Consider the following 24,281-nt stretch of genomic DNA (forward strand, 5'->3'; position numbering starts at 1 on the left):
CTATCCCGAAGGATTGCAGACGTCAAATACCTTTTTTTAGTTTTAATGGGAGTTGACGCAGGTCAAAGCAGAGTACTAGAGTGTTTTACATGGTTAAAGCAGTGTTTCCAGGTTCGTTCGATCCTCCTACATGGGGGCATCTTAATGTAATCGAGCGAGCAAGAAAGATTTTTAGCGAAATTCATGTAGTCGTGGCGGTTAATAGCGATAAAAAGTATTTATTCACTGAGGATGAACGGGTTTCTTTAATGAAAGAACTTGTGAAACCCTGGGATAACGTGCATGTGCGCTCATGGAACCGGCTGATCGTGAATTACGCCGAGGCGATAGACGCGCGGGTATTGATTCGGGGAGTCAGAAATCTTGCCGACTTTTCGTATGAATTCGATCTGGCGATGATGAACCAAGGTTTATCCCCCGACATTGAAACAGTTTTTCTTGCTACGGATCCGAAGTACTTCGTATTGCGATCAAGCGCCATTAAGGAATTAGCTTCTTTCGGGGGAGATGTTTCGACAATGGTTCCCGATCTTGTGAAGGAACAATTGGAAAAAAAGTTCAAGATTCCGTTTCTTTCGACAAAAATCGAAAAAATGTAAATGTTGACTTGACATTGTTTGAATTAACTGTTTAATATCCTTATTATCTTTATTTCTGGCTTGTTGGACGGAAATTATTATGGAGCGAGGTTAAATATATGGCAGTTCCCAGAGCGAAAACTTCAAAAGCCCGTACCCGCAGAAGACAAGGAATCAATATGCGCTTGAGCGCGCCGACCCTTGTAGAATGCGGAAATTGCGGCAACTTGATTCTTACTCACCGTGTGTGTCCGAAATGCGGATTCTATCGCGGTAGACAGTTTATCATGCCCGAAAACAACGGTTGATTTGAAGGAGAGCTGAAAAATGGACGAATTATTCGTTAAGATACAGAAACTGATTGCCGACAAGCTCGAGATCGATGAATCAAAGATCACTATCGATGCTTCATTCCGCCAGGATCTCGGCGCCGACAGCCTCGACACCTACGAGCTTGTCTACGCGATCGAAGAAGAAATGGGAATCAGCATTCCCGATGAAAAAGCGAACGAATTCGAAACAGTTCGCGACGCATACGATTTCATCAAATCCCAGTCTAAGTAACACTGTGAGCATTCCAGGAGGTTCTTTTTGTTTCCATTCCGAGACAGCCTGACTGGCGACCGGAAACAAAATCTTCTGGCTTTCCAGAAACAGGCCGGTTTCCGCTTCAAGGATGCCGGCCTGCTTGATTTGGCCTTCCATCATAGATCTTCAACTAATGAAACCACCGGCATTCGCGAAAATAATGAACGCCTTGAATTTCTCGGAGACGCCGTCCTCGGCATGGTCGTCGCCGCGCGCTTGTATGAGTGCATGGCGGACCGGCAGGAAGGGGATCTTGCGAAGGCGAAATCAGTCGTCGTATCCGAAGACACGTTGTCGGGAATTGCTCTTTCTCTTCGCATAAACGAGTATCTGGTACTCGGCAAGGGAGAAGAGATGTCGGGCGGACGCGCAAAGAAAGCGATTCTGGCCGATGCGGTGGAAGCCATCATCGGAGCATTGTATCTTGATTCAGGGATAAAGGCCGCCGAAGAGTTTATTCTGAAAATCATGGATCCCCAGATTCAGCTCGTGCTGCAGAATAGACATCATAAGGATTACAAAACCCTTCTTCAGGAATATCTTCAAAAACAATACAAAACCATACCCAGATATGCGTTGGTGAAGAAAACAGGCCCGGACCACGACAGGACTTTCTGGGTTACGGTCGACTTGCGCGGCTCGGTGTACGGTCCTGAAAGCGGAAAGAACAAAAAAGAAGCCGAGCAGGCGGCCGCAAAACGCGCCTGGGACGAACTTGGGCTCTGTTGACGCTTTAGAGCCTGCAACAAAATCTATCAGCCGACAGGCATTTCTTGATTGAATTTCTTTTGATATATTAACCGGGCTATTTCCAACAGACGTTGTTTTTCGTTCAATTCGGGATCGTCCAGCACTGTTTCCAGCAATTCATTCAGAATTTTACCCGTAACCGGCCCGGGGCCGATTCCGAGCGAGACGAGATCGCCTCCGTTCACAGAGAGATCCTTCAATGCAAACGCGTGTTTCTCTTTCTGGATCTTTTGTATGCGGTCGTCGAATTCATCAAGCATCGTATGTTTTAACGCGTGCGCAGGAGTTCCGGTAATGGCGGCGGTATCGGCTCTCCGCAGACTGAACAAGTCTTGAATCGATTCTTCTCCGACTCGAACAATAAATCGTCTGACCGCAGCGTCGGTCCATTCGCTTTGATAATTGAACATATGCTGCCTGATCAGGTGCGTCGTCTGTTGCGTCAATTTGACGGGAAATTTCAATCGCTTCAGTATGTTTTCCGCGATTCGAGCCGACTCTGTTTCATGATTATGGAATGTCCATTCTCCTCCGGGTCCGATCGCTCTGACGGCGGGCTTTCCTATATCGTGGAACAGAGCGGCAAGGCGAAGCTCGATCGCAGGCGGTGCAGAATCGCAAGCGAAATATATATGATCGAGAACGTCGAATTCATGCAGCCCTTTTTGCTCGATTCCTCTGCAGTTTTGCAGTTCGGGAAATATCAGGCGCAATAGACCTGTTTCTTCCATGCATCTGAGACCGATCGACGGTTTCGGAGCGAGAGCGATTTTAATAAACTCGTCCCGAATTCTTTCTATTGCTACCTGGGCTGTCACCTGAAGGGCGGGGCCGATTGCGTCGAGCGTCTTCCGTTCTATCGAGAATCCCAGCTGCGCTGCGAAACGGACTGCTCTCATAGGTCTTAAACCGTCTTCGGAAAATCGTTCTTTCGCGTCGCCGACGGTTCGAATGATGCCGTGCCGAATATCCTGTATTCCGTTAAAGGGATCGGTAATGATGCCTTCTGGCAGGGCTGCGGCTATCGCGTTCATGGTAAAATCCCGTCTTGACAAGTCTTCTTCGATTGTCGGCGCGAATTCGATCTTGTCCGGCCTTCTGCCGTCCGTATATCCCTCTTCGGTCCTGAATGTGGTACACTCGATATGTCGGTCGCCAACGATTATGGTGACGGTTCCGTGTTCGATTCCGGTGGGTATTATGCGTTTGAATAGCCGCGCGACCTGATCAGGCGTTGCGTCGGTTGCGATATCCAGGTCGTCATGTTCTTTTCCGAGAAAGTGATCCCGTACCGCGCCGCCGACAAGATATACGGAAAATCCGGCCGATTTAAAAGCGACCGATATTTTTTTCAAGATTTCCGGTACTTGAATTTTATGCATCGCCGGAAGTATATGTGAAACCCGTATTCAAGACAAGCGAGGTGGCGTAGTGCGCGCATTGATTTTTACCGGGGGCGGACAGCCTTTTTTTGAGAAAGCGAGGCCGGTAATCGGGTTTTGGGATTTCGTTGTGGCGGCAGATTCCGGCCTTGAATACGCATTGGACGCAGGAATTACTCCGGACTTGGTGGTCGGGGACATGGACAGCTTGCGGAATCCTGATTTGTTGTTGGCTCTGCCCCGGGATCGAATATGTCTGTATCCGCGTGATAAAGATTATTCGGATACCGACCTTGCGTTCCTCGCTTGCAGGGAACGAGGCGTCGACGATATCGTGCTAATCGGCGGGGGCGGGGGGCGAATCGATCATTTCATGGCTTTGCAGTCTCTGTTCGTTCATGATTATTGCCCTTCGTTATGGATTACGGATGAAAATATCACGGCTTTCATTAACGACGGAGCCTCGCTCAGAGTCGAAGGACTGGCGCCGGAGGACGCGGTGTCCTTATTTCCGGTCGGAAAATCGCCGCATCGAGTCCGGGGGGACGGCTTATTCTGGGGAATCGACGGACTTTCCTGGGATCAAGGCTTGTATAGCCTGAGCAATCGGAGCGTGTCCGGCGAAATACGCGTAGCCAGCGAAGCGGGCCGCTTTTTATGCGTTCTCCCGCTCCGCGCCGAGTTGACGCTCGGCAAATGCTCCGTCCAAACCTGCATCACTCATACAGGGGCGCACCTTCGCGATCCTTGAGCTGCATAAAATCGATAAGAATCGGATATTTCGTCAACAGCACGCCCCATTGAGAAAGTCTCTCTATTTGCAGGTATTCGGCAACGCCGGACGACGCTTCCTCGGCGGCGAGTTTCGCCATCATCAGGCTTTTATGACGTTGATACTCTTGATAGGTTTCGGCAGCCGTCAAATAGAGCGAAAAATCCGGTATTTTCATATCAGTCACGGTTATATTTGTTATGAGTACGTCTCCCGTTTCTCTATCCGCAATATTGCTTTCGATTTTTTGCACTATTTGTTGAGGATCCTGTCTCCATTGATCGAAATCAGCGGGATTAGAAAGAGCTTCGATTACTGCGTTGTACGCTTCCGTTTCAGCGATTTTTTCCATGCTGTCCAGAATCTGTTCATTAAGCGCCTGTTGGTCGGCGATGCCTTCCGCATCGACTAGTTCAACCAATCGGGCCGGTTTGAATTTTCCGGTGATTTTTACGGACATGCTCCAGCTGAAATCAGGCGATCCTTCAAAAAAACGGGAATACAAATCGCCGGAAGGCAGAACGCCTTGTATGGTTGTATTGCAGTGCACTGGCTGTTGTTCGAAAACAAGGATGGTTGCATTCGTAGGAATGAGGCGTTCCCATCTCCAGTCGAAATCGCCTGGTACTATTGGATCGGCGTCATATCCTGATGTTTTCGACGCCATAATCCCGACGTGTCCGGGCGGAACGATGAATTGAACCCAGCCCGCGAAAAAAACGCCTGCAGAGAATACTATTAGAACCAGGAGTAGAATCTTTTTCATAACGATCCTCTGTTGAATATCATGTTTTTATTGGTATAGTGTCTTCCAAAGGAGTATACCGTACTTTTATGCACAGGAAAAGCCGAAAACAGCAGACTGTCCGCTTTTTATACCGATCCATACTCTTTCTTGCTGTGTTCGCGATCGCCCTTTTTCTATTTTTTTACTATGGAAATACACAGTCTTTTCTCGATTCTACGCAGAAAATGATTCTTTTCGTGCTTTCTCACATCTCTGTTTCGTTGCTTTTTTTGTCAACGATAACGTTGATTCTAGAGGTGTATCTTTCGGTTTTTCAAAAAATGAGGTTTTATCTGCAATTAGCGGTCCCGACGCTGTTTTATTTTCTCATCGGCGCGGCAGGCACCTTTATCTCCCGCGTAATCCTCTTTTTGTCTTCCGGGATGTAATGATCTGTTCGGCAATTGACACCCGTTTCTCTCCTCCGTATCATCGGTTTTCATGAATACTTCTGATCGTTTATACGCAGTACGCGGAGCGGTTTGCTGCGAAAACACCGTTGAATCTATAGGCTCCCGCGTTTCTGAACTGTACTCGCTGCTTTTAGCGCAGAATTCCGTATCAGAATGCGATATCGTTTCGGTTCAATTTACCATGACGGCTGATCTTGACGCCCTTAATCCCGCTACCGCTCTCAGGAAAGCAGGAATGGCTTCGTCGGTCCCTCTTTTCGCTGCTGCCGAACCTTTCATCCGAGGAGGGATGCCTCGCGTTGTACGGATACTGCTTACGTATTACGGTTCGCGCGCCGGATCCCCCGTGTACCTTCACGGAGCCGAGAAGCTTCGCCCCGACCTGATCGGCGCATCCGCTGGTGTCTGACATGATGCCGATCCAGGAGGTTTGGTACGTCGCCAGAGAATATGCAGGAATCGCCGAAGCCGGCGGAGTGAAAAACGTATCTTGCTCTCTTGCCGAGGGAATGGCCGCCCAGGGGTATTCAGTTACAGTCTTCATTCCCGCGTACGGTTGCGTCACTATCAGCGGAGAACTTCTCTATCAGGATGTCATTGAAGCCGCAGGAGAATCCCATTCGATTTATTTTAAAAAGACCAGCATTAACGGCGTTCGCATAGTACTGGTCGATGGAGCCGTGTTTCGCGATAAACAGGCCGTCTATGTATATACCGCCGAAGAGGCGAGAAGACTTCCGGGCGATCCGCGCGGCCGGGGGCATTTCGATGCCGATATCATGAATGTTCTCCTTCAAAAAGCGGTTCTCAGATTTTCCTGTCTTTCAGGAGAAATCCCTTCGATAATTCACGGCCAGGACGCGCATACCGCCTTGCTGCCCGCGTTTATGCGAACGGATGAAGCCTATGCTTCAAGGTTTTCAAAGACGCTCGCTCCCGTCACAATTCACAATGCGGGTCCGGGGTATCGGCAGGGCTATCCGGGGATACTGCGGGCTCGGCATATTACCGGCCTCCCGGAGTCGGTTCTTTCCTTCGGCGCGTGCAACGGCATGGTCGAACCCTTCCTGTTGGCCGGACAGTTCGGTTTGCTCACGACGGTATCGCCTTGGTATGCGGAGGAGATAACTTCAGAACAGGTCAACGACTATACCGAGGGATTAAGCCGTGAATTGTCGAGTCGGGGAATAGAGATTGAAGGAATAACTAACGGCCTGGATTTCTCAAGGTATGATCCGTCCGATACGTCGATCTCTCTTCTTCCTTTTTCATTTGATCCGTTGATGGGCGATTTGTCGGGTAAATACAAGTGTCGTTCCTGGTTTCTTGATTTCCTGAAAACGGATGATCTTTCATCTGTATCGCTTGAAAAATTCGGTTTCTACGAACCTTCGGATGAAGGCGTATTTTTTTCGTATCATGGCAGAATTGCATGGCAGAAAGGTCTTGACGTATTCGAACAGGCGGCGAAGCTTGTATTGGATCATCTTCCTCAGGCTCGTTTTTTCGTGCTGGGGCAGGGCGATCCGGTTTTGGAAGCGGCTCTTATTCGGATGAGCATGCGGTATGCCGGAAGATTCGTATATCTGCGGGGGTATGAGAGATCCTGGGCTCGCCTTGTCGTCGCGGCATCTGATTTCCTGGTTCTTCCGAGCGCATTCGAACCCTGCGGTCTGGAAGACTTCATCGGACAAACCTACGGCACTATCCCGGTGGCCCATGCGGTCGGAGGGTTGCAAAAAATAATCGACGGACGAACCGGTTTTTTATACGGTGGATCGAAAACTGTATCCGATGCGAACGCGCTCGCGTCCCTTCTTCTGGAAATCTCGGAACCGATGATCGGGAACGGATCCTGCGGATGCGCTTCTGTGCCTCGGTATAAACAGATGATCCAAGACGCAGCCTCTTATATCAGGGAACATTATTCATGGGATAAAATAATCAAGGAACGCTATATTCCGTGGTATGAGAAAAAAATTTCCAGCCTGTATTGACACTTTTTTGCAAATGAGTTAATTTACTGCTCGTTCGCAATGCCAACTTAGCTCAGCTGGCCAGAGCACGTGATTTGTAATCTCGGGGTCCAGGGTTCGAATCCCTGAGTTGGCTAGGCTGAAAACAATGCGATCTTTTATGGGGAGATTCCCGAGTGGTCAAAGGGGGCAGACTGTAAATCTGTTGGCTACGCCTTCCAAGGTTCGAATCCTTGTCTCCCCAAAAGCCTTCCTTATTTTTTAAGGAAGGCTTTTTTTTTCGGAGGATGTATGAATACGCCATTTTATGCTAACGGTTTGCGCTTTTCCTGCCAGCGATGCTCATGCTGTTGCCGCCATGATCCGGGGTTCGTACATCTTTCGGAACAGGATTTGTCCCGGCTTTTATCTTGGAGCGGTTTGGACCGCGACTCATTTATCAGCAAATGGTGCCGCTGGGTGGATAGAAACGACGGGTACGAATATCTTTGTTTGCTTGAAAAAGATAATTATGACTGTATATTATGGGAAGACGGTTGCAAGGCGTATGAAGACAGGCCTTTTCAGTGTTCGTCTTATCCTTTTTGGCCGTCGTTGCTGATGGATGAGGACTGGTGGGAGGCGAACGCCCGCGATTGTCCGGGAGTAAATAAGGGCGCTGTGCACGGCAGAGATGAAATCGAGTCCTATCTTGCGCGCCGCCGCGCTGAGCCGTATATCCGAAGAAAACTTGATAATTGACTTCATAGGGGGGTGATATCCATGCGTATCCATTTCTGGGGCGTCCGAGGATCGATTCCTGCGCCTCTGTCTCCTATGCAGGTCCAAAATCGCATAGCCGCCGTCGTGCAGCGCATATCAGCGAAAGACGTTGTCTCGGCCGACAGCCGAGAGCGTTTCTTGGCTTCTCTTCCCCAGTGGATTTTCGGAACAATCGGAGGCAACACTTCTTGCGTCGAGGTGGAAAACTCTTCCGGGGATTGCATCATTCTCGACGCTGGAAGCGGTTTGCGCGAATTGTCGGTAAACCTGAGACAGCGTCCCGGCTTCACCGCGACTGGCAGAACGTATCACCTTGTTTTTTCCCACTTTCATTGGGATCATTTGCAAGGCCTTCCTTTTTTTTCCCAAGGATTCGATCCGCGGAATAAAATCGTGTTCTACAGCACAAATCCTGACTTCAGAGCTATTCTCAACGCTCAGATGAGGGAGCCGTATTTCCCCGTTCCCATGGAAGGACCCGGCGGTTTCAGGGCTCAGCTCGAATTCGTCCATCTGGACTCCGGCGATCATGTTTTTTCCATCGGCAACACAAAACTGATTTGGAAGGAAATGAATCATCCCGGAGGCTGCACGGCGTACATGTTGACCGAAGGCGGAAAGAAAGTCATCTACGCGACCGATACGGAGCTCACTCGGGAAGATTTCATCAAAAATCCCGGGAACGAAGAGTTTTATTCGGGCGCCGATATTCTCATCATGGACTCGCAGTATACGATGGGCGAGGCTATCGAGAAGACCGGATGGGGCCATTCGGCTTTTTCTCTTTCAGTCGATTTCGCGTTGACCTGGGGGGTTAAAACTCTTGTACTGTTTCATCATGAACCTACGTACTCCGATCAAAAAATCTGGTCTCTCCGGCAGTCTGCTGAATGGTATCGAGAATACGCAGGTTCGCGCGTAGTGGATATTCAAATAGCCCGGGAAGGATTGGATTTATATACATGAGCGGCGCCGGCGTATTAACATACGAATTCACTTCGGGCGAAGTTCTCGCGCTGGCATTGTTACTTCGAAACCATGAAGATGTTCTTGACAGCAGGCTGGACTCATTGAAGTGCATTCTCGAGGATCAGGTCTATCAAATTATGACTATCGAAGAAGCCGAGGCATTTTTTAAATGAAACGCATACTGTTATTCGTTGCCGCACTGTCGGTCTTATCGGCGTTGAGCGCTGGAGCCGGTTTTATTGCTTACTCATTCTCTTCCGTCGATCCGGCATCCGAACAATCGGTTTTGTTCCAAGTTTCCCGCGGCCAATCCGTCGCCTCCGTTTGCCAATCCCTTGAAGAAAGCGGCCTCGTTCGCTCCGCGTTAATCTCCCGGTTGCATGTCCGTCTGTACGGTTTGACCGTCAAGGCGGGAACTTATCGTCTCTCTCCTTCTCAAAACACGCAGTCGATCATCAAAACGCTGTCAGACGGCAAACAGGAAACGAAGAGAGTCACCATTCCCGAGGGTTTAACGCTGGGAAAGGTAGCTTCCTATTTGGAATCCCAGGGCTTTTTCTCAAGAGATGATTTTATACAAACAGCAAAAGATAGAAACCTCCTCGATGAATTCGGAATCGCTGCTTCATCCGCAGAGGGCTACTTGTTTCCGGATACCTATTTTTTCCCCCTGGGCGCAGACTCGGAAATCGTCGTCCGAACAATGCTTCGCACGTTCTTTTCAAGAATTTCGGCGCTTGAGGACAATCCTGAATCCGCGAAGGATCTTCATGAACGCATAATTATGGCCAGCATCGTAGAACGCGAATATCGGTTGGCAGACGAAGCTCCTCTTATCGCCAGCGTTTTCGCTAATCGCCTGAAAATAGGCATGGGGCTTCAGTCCTGCGCTACGATTGAGTACATCATCACCGAGATTGAAGGAAAGGCTCATCCGTCGCGGCTGTTGGTCTCGGATCTTGAAATACCCAACGACTTCAACACCTATCTCTGGGCGGGTCTGCCGCCGGGGCCGATCTGCAGTCCGGGTCTTGTGGCGATTAAAGCGGCCTTTTCCTATCCCTCGACGCCGTATCTGTATTTCAGACTCACTGACCCGGATACCGGAAGGCATTCATTCACCAGATCCCTCGAAGAACATGTTCAGGCCGGACGCCAGCTCTATTTGAAAAAGGCGGCTGGTAAATAATGGGCCGGATTTCTCCCGATACGATCGAGTCGGTGAATCAACGGGCTGATATCGTTTCCATCGTCGGCGAGTATACCCGTTTAGAACACAAGGGTAGCGATTGGTGGGGATGCTGTCCGTTCCATAATGAAAAGACTCCGTCTTTTCACGTCATACCCGACAGAAAAGTATACCATTGCTTCGGTTGCGGGGTCGGCGGCGGCGTCATCAATTTCGTCATGGAGATGGAAAAAATTTCCTTCGTCGAGGCCGTCGAGAGTCTTGCTAAAAAAGCAGGGATCGAGATTATTTATGAGGGAAGCAATCAGACCGACGTCCGGCCCAAGGATACCACCCGGGATGATCTGATAGAGCTGTACAACCGGGTTGCGGGAAGTTTTCATTACGTCCTCAAAGAAACTCAGCTAGGGGCCGCCGCACGTTCATATTTGGAGTCCCGCAAGGTTTCTCCGGAAATGATCGAAAGGTTCCGGCTCGGCTATTCGCCTGCCGATAGAAGATGGCTGTACCGCTTTCTTTCTTCCAAGGGCTATTCTTCGGATTTTCTTGATAAATCCGGGTTGTTTTCCAAGAAATATCCTGAATCTTCATTTTTTTCCGATCGTCTTATGTTTCCTATTTCAAATAGAAAGGGACAGGTTGTCGCTTTCGGAGGAAGAATTCTTAACGGAGACGGTCCGAAATATCTTAATTCCGGCGACTTGCCTCAATATAAAAAGGGCGAGACTCTTTTTGCCTTCGATCTGGCCTTGCCGGAAATCAGAACGACTCGTTCGGTTATATTTTGCGAAGGCTACATGGATGTCATCGCATGGCACCAGGCCGGAATAACACGGGCCGTAGCCCCTCTGGGCACGGCCTTTACCGCCGAACAAGCCCGTCTTGTCAGATCCTTCGCCGAAACGGTGTATTTATCCTTCGACTCCGATCAGGCCGGTCAAACCGCAACCTATAAATCCATACTTATGTGTCGACAATTGGGGTTTGAAGTTAAAATCGTAGTTATTGACAATGGAAAGGATCCTGCTGAAATAATTCAAAATGAAGGCCCGGAAGCATTGAAAAAAATACTCGATTACTCTATAATCGATCTGGATTATCTTGTTCAGATCGCAGGAAAGCGATTTGAAACGGGAAATCCCGAAGGAAAAACTCGAGCTTCTGCTTTTATATTTCCGTATATAGAGGCATTGGAATCCGATATACAAAGGGAGTCTACAATAAACCGGCTTTCTGCCGTCTTCGGAATAAGCGAAAAAGCATTGTTTGCCGATTATAAAAAACGGAAACAAACAAAGCTCCCCGTGTCAGGAGAAGATGAAGCGGTTGATAAGGGTAAAATACAAAGGATTAAGAGAAATGCGGAATTGCGTGCCGTGTTGGCTGTAGCGGCGAATACGGATCTTTTTCCGGTGATGCGCAATCGATTGACTTCAGATGATTTCGACGATCCTTCGGCGCGGGATCTTTTTATCATTCTTGAGGAGTGTTATCGTTCAGACGCGATCACTGTCGATAATCTTTTGGCAAGATGCGCGGATGAAAATCTTCGTGTGCTCGTTACGGAAACAATAACGCGCGGAGAATTTGCAGACAACGCGCCGAAGGTTGTAGAAGACGGCATTGCCTTAGTACGGAAAAATGCCTTGGAGCGAAAGAAAAATCGCTTGATAGCACGAATGAATTTGGTCCGGGGATCAAGTCCTGACGACATCAAAACGATAACCGAGATGATGTTTGAAAAACAGGAAATTGACGAGGAACTTGCAAAATTGAAGGATATGAATGAATGATGGATCTTGAGCTTGATCCTGCTGTCGTTAAACTACTAGAGTATGCCAAAGAAAAGAAGGTCCTGAGCTGGGATGAGGTCAACGACCTTTTGCCGGAATCCATTGTGAACTCTGAAAAAATGGATCAGGTTCTCGTCTTGCTTGAGAAAAAACAAATTCAGCTTCTCGAGGAAGATTCTTCTGCTGATGAGGATTCCCAAGACGACGCTAAAAAACCCGAAAATTCCGAACGGAAACGGCTTGTATACAACGAAAAGGATTCGTCGGTAGACGATCCTATTCGTTTATATTTGCGTGAAATCGGAAAGGAAAACCTTCTCACCGCAGAACAGGAAGTCGAGCTTTCAAAACGGATGGAAGACGGCGAGAACATAATTAAAAGCGTCGTGAAGCATTCAGGCATGATAATTCCTGAATTTTACGCGATTGCTCAAAAAGCCTTCTCGAAAATCGATCCTCATGAAAGCAACAAGCCTCGCAAGGAATTGAACGAGGAGATGGCGGAAAAGCGAAGGCTCAAGCAGTTGTACGGCGAAACCGTCAAATCCGTATTGCCCGATATGAAGCAATACATGGCTTTGAAGAAACGTTTGTTTGAACGCGATCAGTTCTCCGACCTCATGCAGGACAAGGAGCTTCTTGAACTCAGGAATAAAATTCTTCCCGTTCTGCAGGAAGCCGACATTCAATCGGAAGAAATAGACCGGTTTTCCGAGAAATTCATCGAAGCCAAAAAGAAAATCCGGGATTATCGCAGGCGCCAGGAAAAAAAAGAGAAGGAATTGCGCCTTTCCGATTACGGAGAGCTCAGAAATTTAGGGAAAAGGCTTGCAATCGCAAGGGAACGTTCCAAGCTTGAGCAAGAGCTCGGAATGAGCGCAAACGATATAAAAGAAATCTACACTCAGATTCAGGTTATTAACCGTAAAATATGCAGGCTTGAATACGATTTTGAAAACAACGTTGAAGAAATCATTTCAATGGCGCGCGAAATTCATCGCGGCCGCGTCATGATGAAGAACGCGAAAGATCGGCTGATCAATGCCAACCTTCGCCTTGTAGTTTCAATCGCAAAGAAATATACAAACCGGGGTCTTCACTTTTTCGACCTCGTACAGGAAGGAAACATCGGCTTGATAAAGGCCGTGGAAAAATTCGAATACCGCAAGGGTTATAAGTTCTCGACTTACGCGACTTGGTGGATCAGACAGGCGATCACCCGTTCAATCTCGGATCAGGCACGGACGATTCGCGTACCCGTGCATATGATCGAACAGATCAATAAGGTTGTGCGAGAATCGCGACAGCTGATGCAGCGTCTCGGGCGCGAGCCGACCGACGAGGAAATTGCCGAGCAATTGGGTTGGAATGCCAGCAGGGTTAAGCAGGTCAAAAACGTCGCCAGGGAACCAATATCGTTGGAAACTCCGATCGGCGAAGAAGAAGATTCTCTGCTCGGTGATTTCATCGAGGATAAGGATGTGGAGAATCCGGCGAATCAGACTGCCTTTACTCTTCTCCAGGAGCAATTGCGGTCAGTTCTTTCCACCTTGCCTCCCAGGGAGCAGGAAGTTTTAAAAATGAGATTCGGTCTCGACGACGGATATTCCTTGACTCTCGAAGAAGTAGGTTTATATTTCAACGTCACCAGAGAACGCATACGCCAAATTGAGGCCAAGGCCTTGCGGCGTTTGAGACATCCGAGACGCAGCCGCAAGCTCAAGGATTATTTGGATAATTAAGTTCATGAATAAGAGGGGATTAGTATGGTAATGACGGAAGTTTTCGATAAGCTGAAGGCGCTCCAGGACATTCTGGCACAGAAGAATACGGTAGAAGCTTCTATAGAAGACGCCCCGAAGCTTCTTTTAACCCAGGAAGAACTATTGTCTCGTTTGAAGAAAGGTTATATCGAAAAAAACGAGCAGTACGAAAAATCCAGACAATATATCAGCGACATTAAATCTCAGTTGTTCGAAGCGGAAAGCACCCGCGAGAAATCCGAGAAGGCGATGGACACCATCACCACTCAACGCGAGTACGAGGCTTTGGACAAGGAAATCCGCGATGCAGGCGAACGCGAACAAAACCTCAGAAAAGAGCTTCAAAAGGAAGAGCGGGTTTTTCAGGATTTAAACGAAGATTTGAAGCGGGACGAATCCCTTATCAAGCAGCAGGAAGACGAGCTTAATGAAAGAAAGGCCAAGCTTGCAGCTGAAATCGATGAAAAGAAAAAAACGCTTGACGAGCTTAATTCAGCGGAAGAAGACGTTTCTCCGGGAATCGATCCTGAAACAAAATTCAAGCTTGAACGCATCATCAAAAGCAAGCAAGGCGTCGGAATCGTAGCAATCCACGGAAATGTGTGCACCGGTTGCCATATGATTCTTCCCGCTCAATTCGCGAATATCGTCAGAATCGGAGAGAAGATCGTGTATTGCCCCTATTGCAGCCGCATTCTCTATTACTCTGAAACCGCCGAAGGCGAGGATATCTACTTTAACGACGACGATGCCGGAAGCCTTGCCGACTTGGACGATTTCATCGACGAAGACGAAGAGGACGGAGAGGACGGAGATTCCATCGACGACGAAAAAATGGAGTACGAGGATTAAACAGGCAGAGGGCAGTGGGAATCGCCGTTGCCGCGCCTTCGGGCGTTGCAGCGGAGGAAAGTCCGGGCTCCTTCGGAAATGATGCCGGTTAACGACCGGGAGATCAAGGCTTAAGCTTTGATCGACAGAAAGTGCCACAGAAAATATACCGCCTGGTTTGTTCCGCAAATCAGGCAAGGGTGAAAAGGCGGGGTAAGAGCCCACCGCGTCGCTGGCAACAGGACGGCATGGCAAACCTCATCAGGAGCAAGATCAAGCAGTAAAGGATTTTCCGATCCGAAGAGCGGTAGTCTGCTCTCCCGAAAGGGAGTACGTCGTTTCGAAAGAAACGCGTCAATTTACGGGTTGGTTGCGTGAGAAAAGCGGCAACGTTTTTCCAAGATAGATGGTTCCCGATTTTTTAGCCTCGGCTATTAAATAACAGAACCCGGCTTATTAGCCCTCTGCTTTTTTTATATGAAAGGATGAATAAAACATGAGTTTTAAGCGGCGAGAAAAAAAATACCTGTTGACCGGAAGGCATCAGCCCTTTGGTTCGGGTTTCATTTTTTTCGTCGTTTTTCTTTTTATAGCCGCAACTGCCTTATTATCGTGGCAATTCATTTTTAAAAAGACTTTTTCCAGGACGCCGCGAATTCAAGATGTATATTCAGCGTGGGAACATCATGATTTCGAACTGGCGTACGATAAAGCCGGCCAGATACTTACTGCAAGGCCCCTCGACGGCGAAGCCTTATCGATGCGCGGCTTTTCCGCGTATTATCTATATGTCGAGCAAACCGATTCCAATATCGCCCAGCAGCTCCTCGCCGAATCTATTCAAAATCTCAGAAACGCCTGGCATCGTGTCGTTGAATCCGAAAGACCTTTCATCGCATATGTGCTTGGCAAGGCGTATTATCAGCGCGGACTGTATTTTGCAGATCTTGCGTCGTTTTATCTCGAGTATGCTCACAATTCTGGAGTAGCGGCGGATGATCTTGACGAATTCCGAGCTTTATCGTTCTCGTCTCTCGGAAATCATGAGGCTTCGATTACTGCTTTTCTCGAAGCCCTGTCCGCCAAGCCATCCGATTTGCTTGTTTACTCTTTGGCTCAAAGCTATGTCGAGATGAAAGACAGCGAAAAGGCCGAACAATATTTTTTGGAAACAATTAGAATAACAAATGACGAGCTGCTTCAATTAAAGTCGAGAAACGCGCTCGGACTGCTCTATCTGAATGCTTTGCGCATCGATGATGCTCATCGAGAATTCGCGTTAATTCTGGAAAAAGAACCGAATTCTGCTGACGCGCATTATGGACTTGGTGTAGTATATGAGATTCAAGGTGATCTGATTCGCGCCCGCGCAGAGTGGAGAAAAGCCTTGAAAGCCGATCCGCTTCACGGCGGAGCTCGGTTAAAAATGAATAGTTAGCTGTAACATATTTCGGGAGGATGTGCTGATATGGGTTTTTTAAAAAGTCTCTCCGCAGACATCGGAATTGATTTGGGCACCTGTAATACGTTGATATACGTTCGGGGTAAAGGCATAGTCGTCAATGAACCTTCCGTAGTCGCCGTAGAAAGAGGGACCAGACGCGTCGTAGCGGTCGGCGCCGAAGCGAAAAGAATGCTTTGGAAGACCCCGGGAAATATCATTGCCATCCGTCCTTTGAAAGACGGCGTTATCGCGGACATGGACACTACTGAAAAGATGATCCGCTATTTCGTTTCAAAAATAATGCCTCGCCATGGACTTATCAAGCCCAGGATGGTTATAGGAATTCCCAGCTGCATCACGGACGTAGAAAATCGAGCAGTAAAAGAAAGCGCGTTCAAAGCAGGCGCACGGGAAGTTCAGGTTATAGAAGAATCTCTTGCCGCGGCGATCGGAGCTCAGATCCCCATCCATGAACCCGCCGGCCACATGATTTGCGACATCGGCGGCGGTACGACTGAAGTATCGGTGATTTCTCTCGGAGGCATGGTCGTAACGAACGCGATCCGCCTCGGCGGCGACGAATTCGACCAGGCCATAATCAAGCATGTCCGATCGGTTCATAATCTGATTATCGGCGAACAAACCGCGGAACGGCTCAAGGTTGAAATCGGCAACGCTTCCCCTGAAAAGAATATTGAAAAAGTCGAAATCAAGGGAACAGATGCGATCACTGGGCTGCCCAGACGGCTGGAAATAGACTCTGTCGAGGTTCGCGAAGCGCTGAAGGATCCGATCACGCAGATTGTTGAAGAAATCAAGCGAACCCTGGCCCAGACGCCGCCTGAGCTCGCTGCCGATATTGTCGAGAGAGGCATTGTGATGACCGGCGGCGGAGCTTTGTTGAAAGGCCTGCCGAAATTAATCTCAAAAGAAACCGGGGTTCCGGTAATCCTCGCTGAAAATCCGATGGATTGCGTTGCTATCGGCGCCGGACAGTATTATGAAATTTTCAAGGATATGTCGATTGACCGAAGCGTATACGACAGTCTGAACAACTAAGGCGTCCATGTCCGACCGAAGAGTACCGTTTAAATTCCGTCTGGATATTTTTCTTTTATCTCTCTATCTGTTCGTATCGGGGCTGTTGCTTGCCTTTTCGAGCGGTGGTTTTATTGTCAATTTCGGAAATATCGGTTTTTCCGTTCTTTCCGGCGCTCAACGGGGCTTGTATTCCGTAGCATCTTTTTTTTCCGGAACTATAAACGCCGTTCATGAGCTGACAGTGATGCGGAAAAGCTATATCGAGCTGCAAGAACGAATCGCGGATTACGAACTTCTTCAGAGAAGCAATGCAGAGATACGGCTGGAAAACGAACACTTAAAAAAACTGTTGGGTTTTTCAAGGTCTCTGGATGTTGTGAATATACCCGCGGAAATAACCGGTCGCGATCCTTCTAACTTGTATTCAGGACTGATTATCAACCGGGGATCTCGACATGGAATCAGGAAAAACATGCCTGTTGTTTCTTTTCAGGGAAGCGGAGCTGCCTTAGTCGGAAAAATCGTACAAGTCGGCCGTTCGTCAAGCATTATACTCCCCGTGTACGACTACCAGGCGTTTGTGTCCGCTCGTTTGCAATCGACTCGATATGAAGGCCTCATTAACGGACAGGGCGGCGTGGATGTTCCGTTAGTGATGAAATACATTAAAAAGCGAGCTCGAGACGAAATTTCTGTAGGAGATATTGTTGTCACCTCCGGAGAAAGCTATCAGTATCCGAAAAACGTGCCCGTTGGAATGATATCTAGAATTCGCGGGTTGGATTATGAGACGTCTTTGGAGCTTGATATCGAACCCATCATCGATTTTTCCCGTCTGGAGGACGTATTCGTTCTGGATATGAGCAGTTTAAAATCGGAGATTGAGTAGCATGAGAAAAGTGTTCCTGTGGTCCGTAATTACCGCGGTATTTCTTTCTCTGGTTGAAATAACCGTTTTTTCAAATTTTCCCTTGCTTCCGGCGATCCCGGATCTTGTTCTTATTCTCGTTGTATATGTCTCGTTCATGAACGGTTCGGTAGCCGGATCGTCTTCAGGTTTTCTGTCAGGATTATTGCTGGATTTCATTTCAGTCGCTCCGATCGGTTTGAACGCGTGTGTTCAAACGATATCGGGTTTTGTTTTCGGAAAATTTACTGGCTCCTTCAATTTGGATCGCGTTGTCATCCCTATGATGATGGGCGCATTTGCGACCGGGTTGAAAATCGCTTCGACTTTTTTTCTTTCGCTTTTATTCGGAGAAGGAGTCAGAAGTTATTCTCTGTTCTCTTCAGTGCTTTGGTATGAATTGCTCTTTAATTGCATCTCTGCGCCGATTTTGTTTTTCATTTTTTCGCGTTTTCAAACATTATTCATCGCGGATAGAGCTTCTTCATGAATGATTCCGATTCGCGGGCAGTAAAAGTCCGGATACTGACTTCTATTATATTTCTTTTAATGACCCTCTACTTGTATAAGCTATTTTCAATGCAGATTCTTCACGGTGAGGCGTATCGGAAGCAATCTCAGAATATTTCGCAGAGGTCGAAAAAAATTCCTTCGCAACGCGGAGAAATTTTTGATCGAAACGGCACAGTTCCGATGGTTCTGAATATCGATTCATTCGCAGTCGACGTTACCCCTGGAGAAATTCCCTCCGATCAAATGTTGACGGTTCTTTCTTCCTTAAGCGAAATCTTGCAGGTTCCTGTTTCTTCTCTGGAACAAAAAATACCATTATCGATACGAAGATCGTATCAGACCATTGACGTTAAAGCGAATGTCCCGTATATCACAATAACCCGTATCGCAGAACGCATGGATGAATTACCCGGCGTTTCGTGGCATTCAAAACCGATACGAAACTATGTAGAAAGCGGTTCCATCTCTCATGTGTTGGGATATGTCGGCGACATTACCCGGGAAGAGCTTAAAATATATTATAACAAAGGCTATACGAACAACAGCATCCTCGGAAAAGCAGGCATCGAAAAGCAGTATGAAGAATTGCTGCGCGGAACCGACGGCTTCGAATACCGCACTGTCGACGTAAAAGGCCGTATAATCGAAAACACTTCCGCTGTGAAGCCTCCGGAAATGGGGAAGAACCTTATTCTGACTATCGATAGTAAAATACAGGCTTTGGCGGAGGACGCACTCGGAAACAGGATCGGATCTGCTGTTGTACTAAAAGCGTCAACCGGAGAAGTTCTCGCAATGGTTTCCTATCCGTATTTTGATCCTAATCTATTCAATCGTCCGGATTCGAACGATCAATACGTCAAGCTCTTGAACGACAAGAACAACCCCTTGCTTAACCGTTCGGTAAACGCCAGTTATCCGCCAGCTTCGACATTCAAGATCGTTATGACGACGGCCTTGCTTACCGAGGATCTGATTCCTCCTGAAAAAACAATCGACTGTCTCGGCGAAATCGAATACGGCGACCGCGTTTTTCGCTGTCATATCCGCAGGCCCGGACACGGACCGGTTGATTTAAAAAACGCGCTGGCTCAATCATGTGATGTATATTACTGGGTTACCGGTAGAGATTATCTCGGTGTAGACCGCATCGCTTCCTATTCCGCTGAGTTCGGCTTCGGCTCATCGGTTGAAATCGATCTGCCGAGCCAAACGCAAGGATTCATTCCGACTCCGCAGTGGAAGGAGCGGCGTTTCCATGAACGCTGGCTCGGAGGCGATACGATGAACATGTCTATCGGACAGGGATTTTTTCTTGCTTCTCCACTTCAGGTAGCGAACATGGTCGCGATGGTTGTGAATAACGGAGTTATTTATAAGCCTCATCTTTTAAAAGAAGTCCGGGATCCCGTTACGAATTCTGTCATATCCCGTGAGCAGCCGAGCGTTTTGCACAAGTCGAACATATCGCCTGAAGTATTTTCTACTGTCAGGGAACATATGCGTTATGTAATAACGAACGGAACTGCGCAGTTTCCGATGAAAAATAAAACAGTGCAGTTGGCCGGAAAAACAGGAACAGCTGAAGTCGGTCTGCTCGACCGCTGGCATTCATGGATGGTCGCTTACGGTCCATACGACGCCCCCGCAGACGAGGCAATCGTTGTAGTTGTTATGGTTGAAGCTTCGAATCCCTGGGAATGGTGGGCTCCGTACGCAACCAACATAATCTTCCAGGGCGTTTTTGCGGATCAAACCTACGATGAAGCGGTCGGCGATCTCGGCTTTAAATATTTGTCAGGCCCGCGAGGACGTCAGGAATGAACGTAAAAGGATTTACCTATTTCGATTACATACTTTTTTTGGCTGTAATCCTGTTAACCACCATCGGCATCTCGTTCATTTATTCTTCAGGCATAAATTCCGACGGCGCTTTGGTTTCGAATGAGTTCATCAAGCAGATTCTCTGGGCGTCTATTGGTATAGTATTGATGCTCGTCGTTGCGATGCTTGATTATCGGAGATATGCGGACAGGACCTTTCTGCTGTTCGCGGTATTTTTATCTATATTAGTGTATACAAGGATTTTCGGACGTTATGTAAACGGCGCTAAGAGCTGGATCGGCATAGGCGAACTCGGAATTCAACCGTCTGAATTTTCCAAGATAATCTATATTCTCTATTTGGCGTATTTTCTTGATAGATCGTCCGGCGATCCTGCAAAACTCTCCAGATTCATTAAATCAGGCTTAATCATGGGCATTCCCATGCTCCTCATCTTATCGCAACCCGATCTGGGCACCGCTTCGGTCTATATACCGATTTTCATTGCTATGGCTTTTATGGCAGGCATACCGCTGAGATTCATAGGGATGGTATTGATAGGCGGTTCGTTGTCTTTGTTGTTCACGCTTATGCCGTTATGGCAGGACGCCATTGTTCAAAAACCGATGCCGGCAATACGGATTCTCACAGAAATGCGTTTTACATTAATCGCATTATTTTCTCTGGGAGTAATTACTGTTCTCGCGATGATGGGAAGATTGATTTTTAAGACGCGGTATTATTATTGGATCGCTTACTTTACCGGTTTGGTAGCGGTATCTCTTGCGGCTTCGCTCGGAGCGTCCAGGGTTTTAAAGCCCTATCAGTTGATGCGCCTTATCGTTTTTCTAGATCCGAACGTCGATCCGCTGGGTTCCGGGTGGAATATTATTCAATCGATCACCGCAATAGGATCCGGGGGCCCTTTCGGCATGGGATACCTTCAGGGGACTCAAAGCCATTATCGCTTTCTTCCACAGCAAAGCACCGACTTTATTTTCAGCATCCTCTCTGAGGAATGGGGCTTCCTCGGCGGTCTCGTCGTTTTTATTCTGTACGGAACGATTCTTGCGCGATCTTTGATCATCATTAAAAAGACAGAAAATAATTTCGGCGCTTTAGTCGCTACCGGCATCGCCGCAATGTATTTTTTTCATTTTATGGTTAATATCGGAATGGTAATGGGCATGATGCCGATTACCGGAATTCCGCTGCTTTTCGTATCATACGGCGGTTCGTCCTTGTGGACCGCCATGACGGCTTCCGGTTTGCTCATGAGCATCAATATGCGCCGCCTTGACCACTAATTTTTTTTGGAGTAGCCATGAACACTATCGATCCGATAAGGGATCTTTCTTATGAATTAGCTTCGATTCAAAATCCCGCGCGCTATTTAGGCGGCGAATACGGACAGGTTAAAAAGGAATCCGCTGATTTGACGTTCGCTCTTGCGTTTCCGGATTTATACGAAATTGCGATGTCTAATTTCGCTATTAAACTTATTTATGACGGATTAAACAAGATTCCCTCAGTGCGTTGCGAACGGGTTTTTGCTCCGGCTCCTGATTTTGAAAAGCTTCTAGAGAAGAAGAGGCTGCCTTTATATACGCTTGAAAGCGGCATCCCTTTAAAAGACGCTGATATTATCGGCGTGAGCATGGGTTTTGAGCCGGGGATTACCGGGCTTCTTTCAATTTTGCATTCGGGAATGGTTCCGATAGAGGTCTCTAAACGTACTGCCGACCATCCCATCGTGATCGCCGGAGGATGCGGGGTAACGAATCCCGCTCCGTTCTCGCGTTTCATAGATGCTTTTTTTATTGGAGAGGCAGAAGGCGGCATGTTCGCTTTAGTAGAGGAATTAGCAGAGTTAAAACGCTCCGGCGCCGGTCGGTCTGATTTACTGCAGAAAATAGAAGCGCATCCTTCTGTTTGGACTCCGTCAAAAGATAAAAAAAGAGCAGCTTCCCAAAGCTGCGCCCGAAAGGCTTTTTATTCTGAATTCGGCGCGTTGAAAGATTCTGGTTATACTTTTCCCTTGCCGAACCTGCGCGTCGTTCAGGATCACGGAGTTATAGAGATTATGCGGGGGTGCCCCAACGGGTGCCGTTTTTGCCATGCAGGCGTCTATTATCGGCCTCAACGCATTGCCTCGATTCGCAAGATTATCTCCGACGCGGATTTTCTCGTGGATAAGTGCGGATATCGCGAAATCAGCCTGATGTCCCTTTCGTCCGGCGATTATCCAGATATACATACGCTTATGTCTACATTAACCACTCGTTACAAGAATAAAAAAGTTTCGTTTCAATTACCGTCCCTAAAAGTGAACTCTTTCACGCTTCCGTTGCTTGAGACAATGTCGGAAGTTCGAAAAAGCGGTTTAACCTTCGCCATTGAAACGCCTGTAGACGCTTGGCAGTTTTCCTTGAATAAAGAAGTCTACCGCGAAAAAATCATAGATATAATTCTTGAAGCGAAAAAGCACGGTTGGAGCAAGGCAAAGTTTTATTTTATGGTCGGTTTGCCTGTCGAACAGGGCGGACTTCATGAAGAAATCGAAATCGTTAATTTTCTTTTGGAAATCCAAGAACGCACAAGAATACAGTGCAACGTCAATGTGGGTACTTTCATTCCTAAGCCTCACACGCCGTATCAGTGGTCGAAACAGCTGACCATGGCTGAATCCGATCAGAAGCTCGACTTCATCAGACGATCGCTTCCGCGCGGAAAGTTCAAAGTCAGCACGCATCAGTCGTTTAATTCATTTCTCGAAGGCATTCTTTCCCGCGGAGACGAACGGGTAGGGGAAATAATACAGGACGCTTGGGAGCAAGGATGCCGGCTTGATGCCTGGGAGGATTGGGCCCGCCCCGACCTTTGGAAAAATGCCATACGAAACGCTGGATGGGATGTCGAGAGCATATCATTGCGCGAACGATCTTTTGATGAGCCGCTTCCTTGGGACGGCGTCAGTTTAGGCGTTTCAAAATCTTTCTTGAAGCGTGAAAAGCAAAGATCAGACTCAGCCCAGCTTACCCCAAAATGCGTTGAAGAATGCGAGGAACCTTGCGGCGTATGCGGAACCAAGATAAAGGTTAACACATCTGATGTTGACGTATCTGAATCCAGCGCCGAGGAGCAGCCTCTTGCTATTCAGGCAGGGTCTCAATCGCAAGAAGCGGCTTACAGAGTCGTTGCGTCGTTTACCAAAATCAGAGAGGCTGCATACATTCCTCATCTTGCTTTACTGGAAATTTGGCACAAAGCATTCCAGTGCAGCAATTTGCCTGTTGTTTTTACAGAGGGTTTTAATCCCATGCCGAGATTCGAAATATCTCAGAGCCTATCTTTAGGCATTTCCTCGAAAAACGAAATTGCATCTTTTCTGTTGTATGATTTTTCACTATCCGAGAAAGATATAAAGAATCTTCTTAATTCTCTGCTTCCTGAATCGATTCAGATCGATGATATTTTGGTTTACCGGCTATCGAGAAACGTAAAGCGTTCAGCGTTATCGTCTTTTCTCTGGGGCAACAGATACACCTACCGTTTTATTAATCCTGTGTCTTTCTCGAAAGACTCTTCTGAAATTCTTGAATCCTGTAAAAATTTTGATCCACCTGTAGATATCGAATCAGAAATCATCGAAAAAAAATCAGAGAGCCTCGTTTGGACCGTTCTATTGCCGTTTCATGCAGATCGTCCGTTTCGCGATCTTCTGGCGTCGATGGAAAACAAACCCATACACGAGATAGTCCAGATTGAAAAAATCCAGACTCTTGCAAAAGATGCAAGCGGAACGCCGATTTCGTTTTTCGAAGTTTTCTCAGAGGTTGCGCAACAAAACAATAACGCTGGTTATTAATTTCACGACTAAGATTGAGTATGTATAATAAATTATTCAATCTTGGTTGTTTGTATCAAATGGTCGACAGAACATACATTATGCGCAGTTGTAAAAGCAGTTTTTTTTGAGTAGAGAACTCCCCTTTAGCG

23 protein-coding genes, 2 tRNA genes and 1 other RNA gene are annotated in these 24,281 nt (G+C 47.6%); 24 read left to right on the plus strand and 2 right to left on the minus strand.

The genetic code is table 11. The features are described 5' to 3' along the window. The first annotated feature begins 89 nt into the window (after nt 1–89). The 4 genes from coaD to rnc all read left to right on the plus strand — a co-directional run bounded on the left by coaD (nt 90) and on the right by rnc (nt 1,895). Nucleotides 90–599, plus strand: a complete 510-nt coding sequence (coaD, locus tag K7J14_RS07580) for a pantetheine-phosphate adenylyltransferase (protein WP_230754964.1) — start codon at nt 90–92, stop codon at nt 597–599. 98 nt (nt 600–697) lie between these two features. After that, nucleotides 698–886: a 50S ribosomal protein L32 gene (gene rpmF, locus K7J14_RS07585; protein WP_230754966.1), complete on the plus strand. Its 189-nt coding sequence runs from the start codon at nt 698–700 to the stop codon at nt 884–886. 19 nt (nt 887–905) lie between these two features. Then, nucleotides 906–1,142 (plus strand): acyl carrier protein, encoded by a 237-nt coding sequence (acpP, locus tag K7J14_RS07590; protein ID WP_230754968.1) that lies wholly within the window; start codon nt 906–908, stop codon nt 1,140–1,142. 27 nt (nt 1,143–1,169) lie between these two features. Next, entirely contained in the window at nt 1,170–1,895 is a 726-nt protein-coding gene (gene rnc / locus K7J14_RS07595) for a ribonuclease III (RefSeq protein ID WP_230754970.1), read from the plus strand. A gap of 26 nt (nt 1,896–1,921) precedes the next feature. Here the strand turns inward: rnc and K7J14_RS07600 are convergent, their stop codons facing one another. Next, entirely contained in the window at nt 1,922–3,298 is a 1,377-nt protein-coding gene (locus tag K7J14_RS07600) for a CCA tRNA nucleotidyltransferase (protein WP_230754972.1), read from the minus strand. Nucleotides 3,299–3,347: 49 nt separating this feature from the next. Between K7J14_RS07600 and K7J14_RS07605 the strand changes: the two genes are divergently transcribed. Next, nucleotides 3,348–4,049, plus strand: coding sequence for a thiamine diphosphokinase (locus tag K7J14_RS07605; protein WP_230754974.1), 702 nt, complete (start codon nt 3,348–3,350; stop codon nt 4,047–4,049). Here K7J14_RS07605 and K7J14_RS07610 read toward each other — a convergent pair. Beyond that, the gene (locus tag K7J14_RS07610) at nt 4,015–4,836 is read right to left on the minus strand and encodes a hypothetical protein (protein WP_230754976.1); all 822 of its coding nucleotides are present in this window, start codon (nt 4,834–4,836) and stop codon (nt 4,015–4,017) included. The genes K7J14_RS07605 and K7J14_RS07610 overlap by 35 nt on opposite strands. A gap of 68 nt (nt 4,837–4,904) precedes the next feature. Here K7J14_RS07610 and K7J14_RS07615 point away from each other — a divergent pair, with 68 nt between their 5' ends. From K7J14_RS07615 to K7J14_RS07705, 19 genes are all read left to right on the plus strand, one after another. Further along, the gene (locus K7J14_RS07615; protein ID WP_230754978.1) at nt 4,905–5,246 is read left to right on the plus strand and encodes a hypothetical protein; all 342 of its coding nucleotides are present in this window, start codon (nt 4,905–4,907) and stop codon (nt 5,244–5,246) included. 52 nt (nt 5,247–5,298) lie between these two features. Then, entirely contained in the window at nt 5,299–5,679 is a 381-nt protein-coding gene (locus tag K7J14_RS07620; RefSeq protein WP_230754980.1) for a chorismate mutase, read from the plus strand. A gap of 1 nt (nt 5,680) precedes the next feature. Next, the gene (locus K7J14_RS07625; protein ID WP_230754981.1) at nt 5,681–7,267 is read left to right on the plus strand and encodes a glycogen synthase; all 1,587 of its coding nucleotides are present in this window, start codon (nt 5,681–5,683) and stop codon (nt 7,265–7,267) included. A 41-nt stretch (nt 7,268–7,308) separates the two neighbouring features. Then, nucleotides 7,309–7,382: transfer RNA gene (locus K7J14_RS07630), tRNA-Thr, on the plus strand. A 26-nt stretch (nt 7,383–7,408) separates the two neighbouring features. Further along, nucleotides 7,409–7,490, plus strand: a tRNA-Tyr gene (locus K7J14_RS07635). Between the two features lie 47 nt (nt 7,491–7,537). After that, nucleotides 7,538–7,987: a YkgJ family cysteine cluster protein gene (locus K7J14_RS07640; RefSeq protein ID WP_230754983.1), complete on the plus strand. Its 450-nt coding sequence runs from the start codon at nt 7,538–7,540 to the stop codon at nt 7,985–7,987. A 21-nt stretch (nt 7,988–8,008) separates the two neighbouring features. Further along, on the plus strand, nt 8,009–8,974 hold the full coding sequence (locus K7J14_RS07645) for an MBL fold metallo-hydrolase (protein ID WP_230754985.1): 966 nt from the start codon (nt 8,009–8,011) through the stop codon (nt 8,972–8,974). 172 nt (nt 8,975–9,146) lie between these two features. After that, complete coding sequence (gene mltG, locus K7J14_RS07650) at nt 9,147–10,166, plus strand: endolytic transglycosylase MltG (protein WP_230754987.1); 1,020 nt, start codon at nt 9,147–9,149, stop codon at nt 10,164–10,166. Further along, nucleotides 10,166–11,959, plus strand: a complete 1,794-nt coding sequence (gene dnaG, locus K7J14_RS07655; RefSeq protein ID WP_230754989.1) for a DNA primase — start codon at nt 10,166–10,168, stop codon at nt 11,957–11,959. The genes mltG and dnaG overlap by 1 nt, the downstream gene beginning before the upstream one ends. Further along, nucleotides 11,956–13,701 carry an RNA polymerase sigma factor RpoD gene (rpoD, locus tag K7J14_RS07660; RefSeq protein ID WP_230754991.1) on the plus strand — a complete coding sequence of 582 codons (1,746 nt, stop codon included), beginning with the start codon at nt 11,956–11,958 and terminating at the stop codon, nt 13,699–13,701. The genes dnaG and rpoD overlap by 4 nt, the downstream gene beginning before the upstream one ends. A gap of 24 nt (nt 13,702–13,725) precedes the next feature. Next, entirely contained in the window at nt 13,726–14,574 is an 849-nt protein-coding gene (locus tag K7J14_RS07665; RefSeq protein ID WP_230754992.1) for a zinc ribbon domain-containing protein, read from the plus strand. 4 nt (nt 14,575–14,578) lie between these two features. Then, nucleotides 14,579–15,025: RNase P RNA component class A (gene rnpB / locus K7J14_RS07670), an RNA gene on the plus strand. Between the two features lie 24 nt (nt 15,026–15,049). Then, a complete protein-coding gene (locus K7J14_RS07675) occupies nt 15,050–15,991 on the plus strand; it encodes a tetratricopeptide repeat protein (RefSeq protein WP_230754994.1) in 942 nt (313 codons plus the stop codon). Between the two features lie 30 nt (nt 15,992–16,021). Further along, nucleotides 16,022–17,056 carry a rod shape-determining protein gene (locus tag K7J14_RS07680; RefSeq protein WP_230754996.1) on the plus strand — a complete coding sequence of 345 codons (1,035 nt, stop codon included), beginning with the start codon at nt 16,022–16,024 and terminating at the stop codon, nt 17,054–17,056. Between the two features lie 7 nt (nt 17,057–17,063). After that, complete coding sequence (gene mreC, locus K7J14_RS07685) at nt 17,064–17,927, plus strand: rod shape-determining protein MreC (RefSeq protein ID WP_230754998.1); 864 nt, start codon at nt 17,064–17,066, stop codon at nt 17,925–17,927. A gap of 1 nt (nt 17,928) precedes the next feature. Beyond that, nucleotides 17,929–18,435: a rod shape-determining protein MreD gene (gene mreD, locus K7J14_RS07690; RefSeq protein ID WP_230755000.1), complete on the plus strand. Its 507-nt coding sequence runs from the start codon at nt 17,929–17,931 to the stop codon at nt 18,433–18,435. Beyond that, nucleotides 18,432–20,282, plus strand: a complete 1,851-nt coding sequence (gene mrdA, locus K7J14_RS07695) for a penicillin-binding protein 2 (RefSeq protein WP_230755002.1) — start codon at nt 18,432–18,434, stop codon at nt 20,280–20,282. Before mreD ends, mrdA begins: the two co-directional genes overlap by 4 nt. Continuing rightward, nucleotides 20,279–21,589 carry a rod shape-determining protein RodA gene (rodA, locus tag K7J14_RS07700; protein WP_230755004.1) on the plus strand — a complete coding sequence of 437 codons (1,311 nt, stop codon included), beginning with the start codon at nt 20,279–20,281 and terminating at the stop codon, nt 21,587–21,589. Before mrdA ends, rodA begins: the two co-directional genes overlap by 4 nt. A gap of 17 nt (nt 21,590–21,606) precedes the next feature. Continuing rightward, the gene (locus K7J14_RS07705) at nt 21,607–24,150 is read left to right on the plus strand and encodes a TIGR03960 family B12-binding radical SAM protein (protein WP_230755006.1); all 2,544 of its coding nucleotides are present in this window, start codon (nt 21,607–21,609) and stop codon (nt 24,148–24,150) included. Nucleotides 24,151–24,281: the final 131 nt, after the last annotated feature.

It is taken from the genome of Teretinema zuelzerae (assembly GCF_021021555.1).
In the GTDB taxonomy this organism is placed as follows: Bacteria; Spirochaetota; Spirochaetia; order Treponematales; family Treponemataceae; genus Teretinema; species Teretinema zuelzerae.

What these genes read in the sequence shown, in the direction of transcription:
- coaD (WP_230754964.1), top strand. Translation starts at nt 90, where the DNA reads ATGGTTAAAGCAGTGTTTCCAGGTTCGTTCGATCCTCCTACATGGGGG.
- rpmF (WP_230754966.1), top strand. Translation starts at nt 698, where the DNA reads ATGGCAGTTCCCAGAGCGAAAACTTCAAAAGCCCGTACCCGCAGAAGA.
- acpP (WP_230754968.1), top strand. Translation starts at nt 906, where the DNA reads ATGGACGAATTATTCGTTAAGATACAGAAACTGATTGCCGACAAGCTC.
- K7J14_RS07600 (WP_230754972.1), bottom strand. Translation starts at nt 3,298, where the DNA reads ATGCATAAAATTCAAGTACCGGAAATCTTGAAAAAAATATCGGTCGCT.
- K7J14_RS07610 (WP_230754976.1), bottom strand. Translation starts at nt 4,836, where the DNA reads ATGAAAAAGATTCTACTCCTGGTTCTAATAGTATTCTCTGCAGGCGTT.
- K7J14_RS07615 (WP_230754978.1), top strand. Translation starts at nt 4,905, where the DNA reads ATGCACAGGAAAAGCCGAAAACAGCAGACTGTCCGCTTTTTATACCGA.
- K7J14_RS07620 (WP_230754980.1), top strand. Translation starts at nt 5,299, where the DNA reads ATGAATACTTCTGATCGTTTATACGCAGTACGCGGAGCGGTTTGCTGC.
- K7J14_RS07625 (WP_230754981.1), top strand. Translation starts at nt 5,681, where the DNA reads ATGATGCCGATCCAGGAGGTTTGGTACGTCGCCAGAGAATATGCAGGA.
- K7J14_RS07640 (WP_230754983.1), top strand. Translation starts at nt 7,538, where the DNA reads ATGAATACGCCATTTTATGCTAACGGTTTGCGCTTTTCCTGCCAGCGA.
- K7J14_RS07645 (WP_230754985.1), top strand. Translation starts at nt 8,009, where the DNA reads ATGCGTATCCATTTCTGGGGCGTCCGAGGATCGATTCCTGCGCCTCTG.
- mltG (WP_230754987.1), top strand. Translation starts at nt 9,147, where the DNA reads ATGAAACGCATACTGTTATTCGTTGCCGCACTGTCGGTCTTATCGGCG.
- dnaG (WP_230754989.1), top strand. Translation starts at nt 10,166, where the DNA reads ATGGGCCGGATTTCTCCCGATACGATCGAGTCGGTGAATCAACGGGCT.
- rpoD (WP_230754991.1), top strand. Translation starts at nt 11,956, where the DNA reads ATGATGGATCTTGAGCTTGATCCTGCTGTCGTTAAACTACTAGAGTAT.
- K7J14_RS07665 (WP_230754992.1), top strand. Translation starts at nt 13,726, where the DNA reads ATGGTAATGACGGAAGTTTTCGATAAGCTGAAGGCGCTCCAGGACATT.
- K7J14_RS07675 (WP_230754994.1), top strand. Translation starts at nt 15,050, where the DNA reads ATGAGTTTTAAGCGGCGAGAAAAAAAATACCTGTTGACCGGAAGGCAT.
- K7J14_RS07680 (WP_230754996.1), top strand. Translation starts at nt 16,022, where the DNA reads ATGGGTTTTTTAAAAAGTCTCTCCGCAGACATCGGAATTGATTTGGGC.
- mreC (WP_230754998.1), top strand. Translation starts at nt 17,064, where the DNA reads ATGTCCGACCGAAGAGTACCGTTTAAATTCCGTCTGGATATTTTTCTT.
- mreD (WP_230755000.1), top strand. Translation starts at nt 17,929, where the DNA reads ATGAGAAAAGTGTTCCTGTGGTCCGTAATTACCGCGGTATTTCTTTCT.
- mrdA (WP_230755002.1), top strand. Translation starts at nt 18,432, where the DNA reads ATGAATGATTCCGATTCGCGGGCAGTAAAAGTCCGGATACTGACTTCT.
- rodA (WP_230755004.1), top strand. Translation starts at nt 20,279, where the DNA reads ATGAACGTAAAAGGATTTACCTATTTCGATTACATACTTTTTTTGGCT.
- K7J14_RS07705 (WP_230755006.1), top strand. Translation starts at nt 21,607, where the DNA reads ATGAACACTATCGATCCGATAAGGGATCTTTCTTATGAATTAGCTTCG.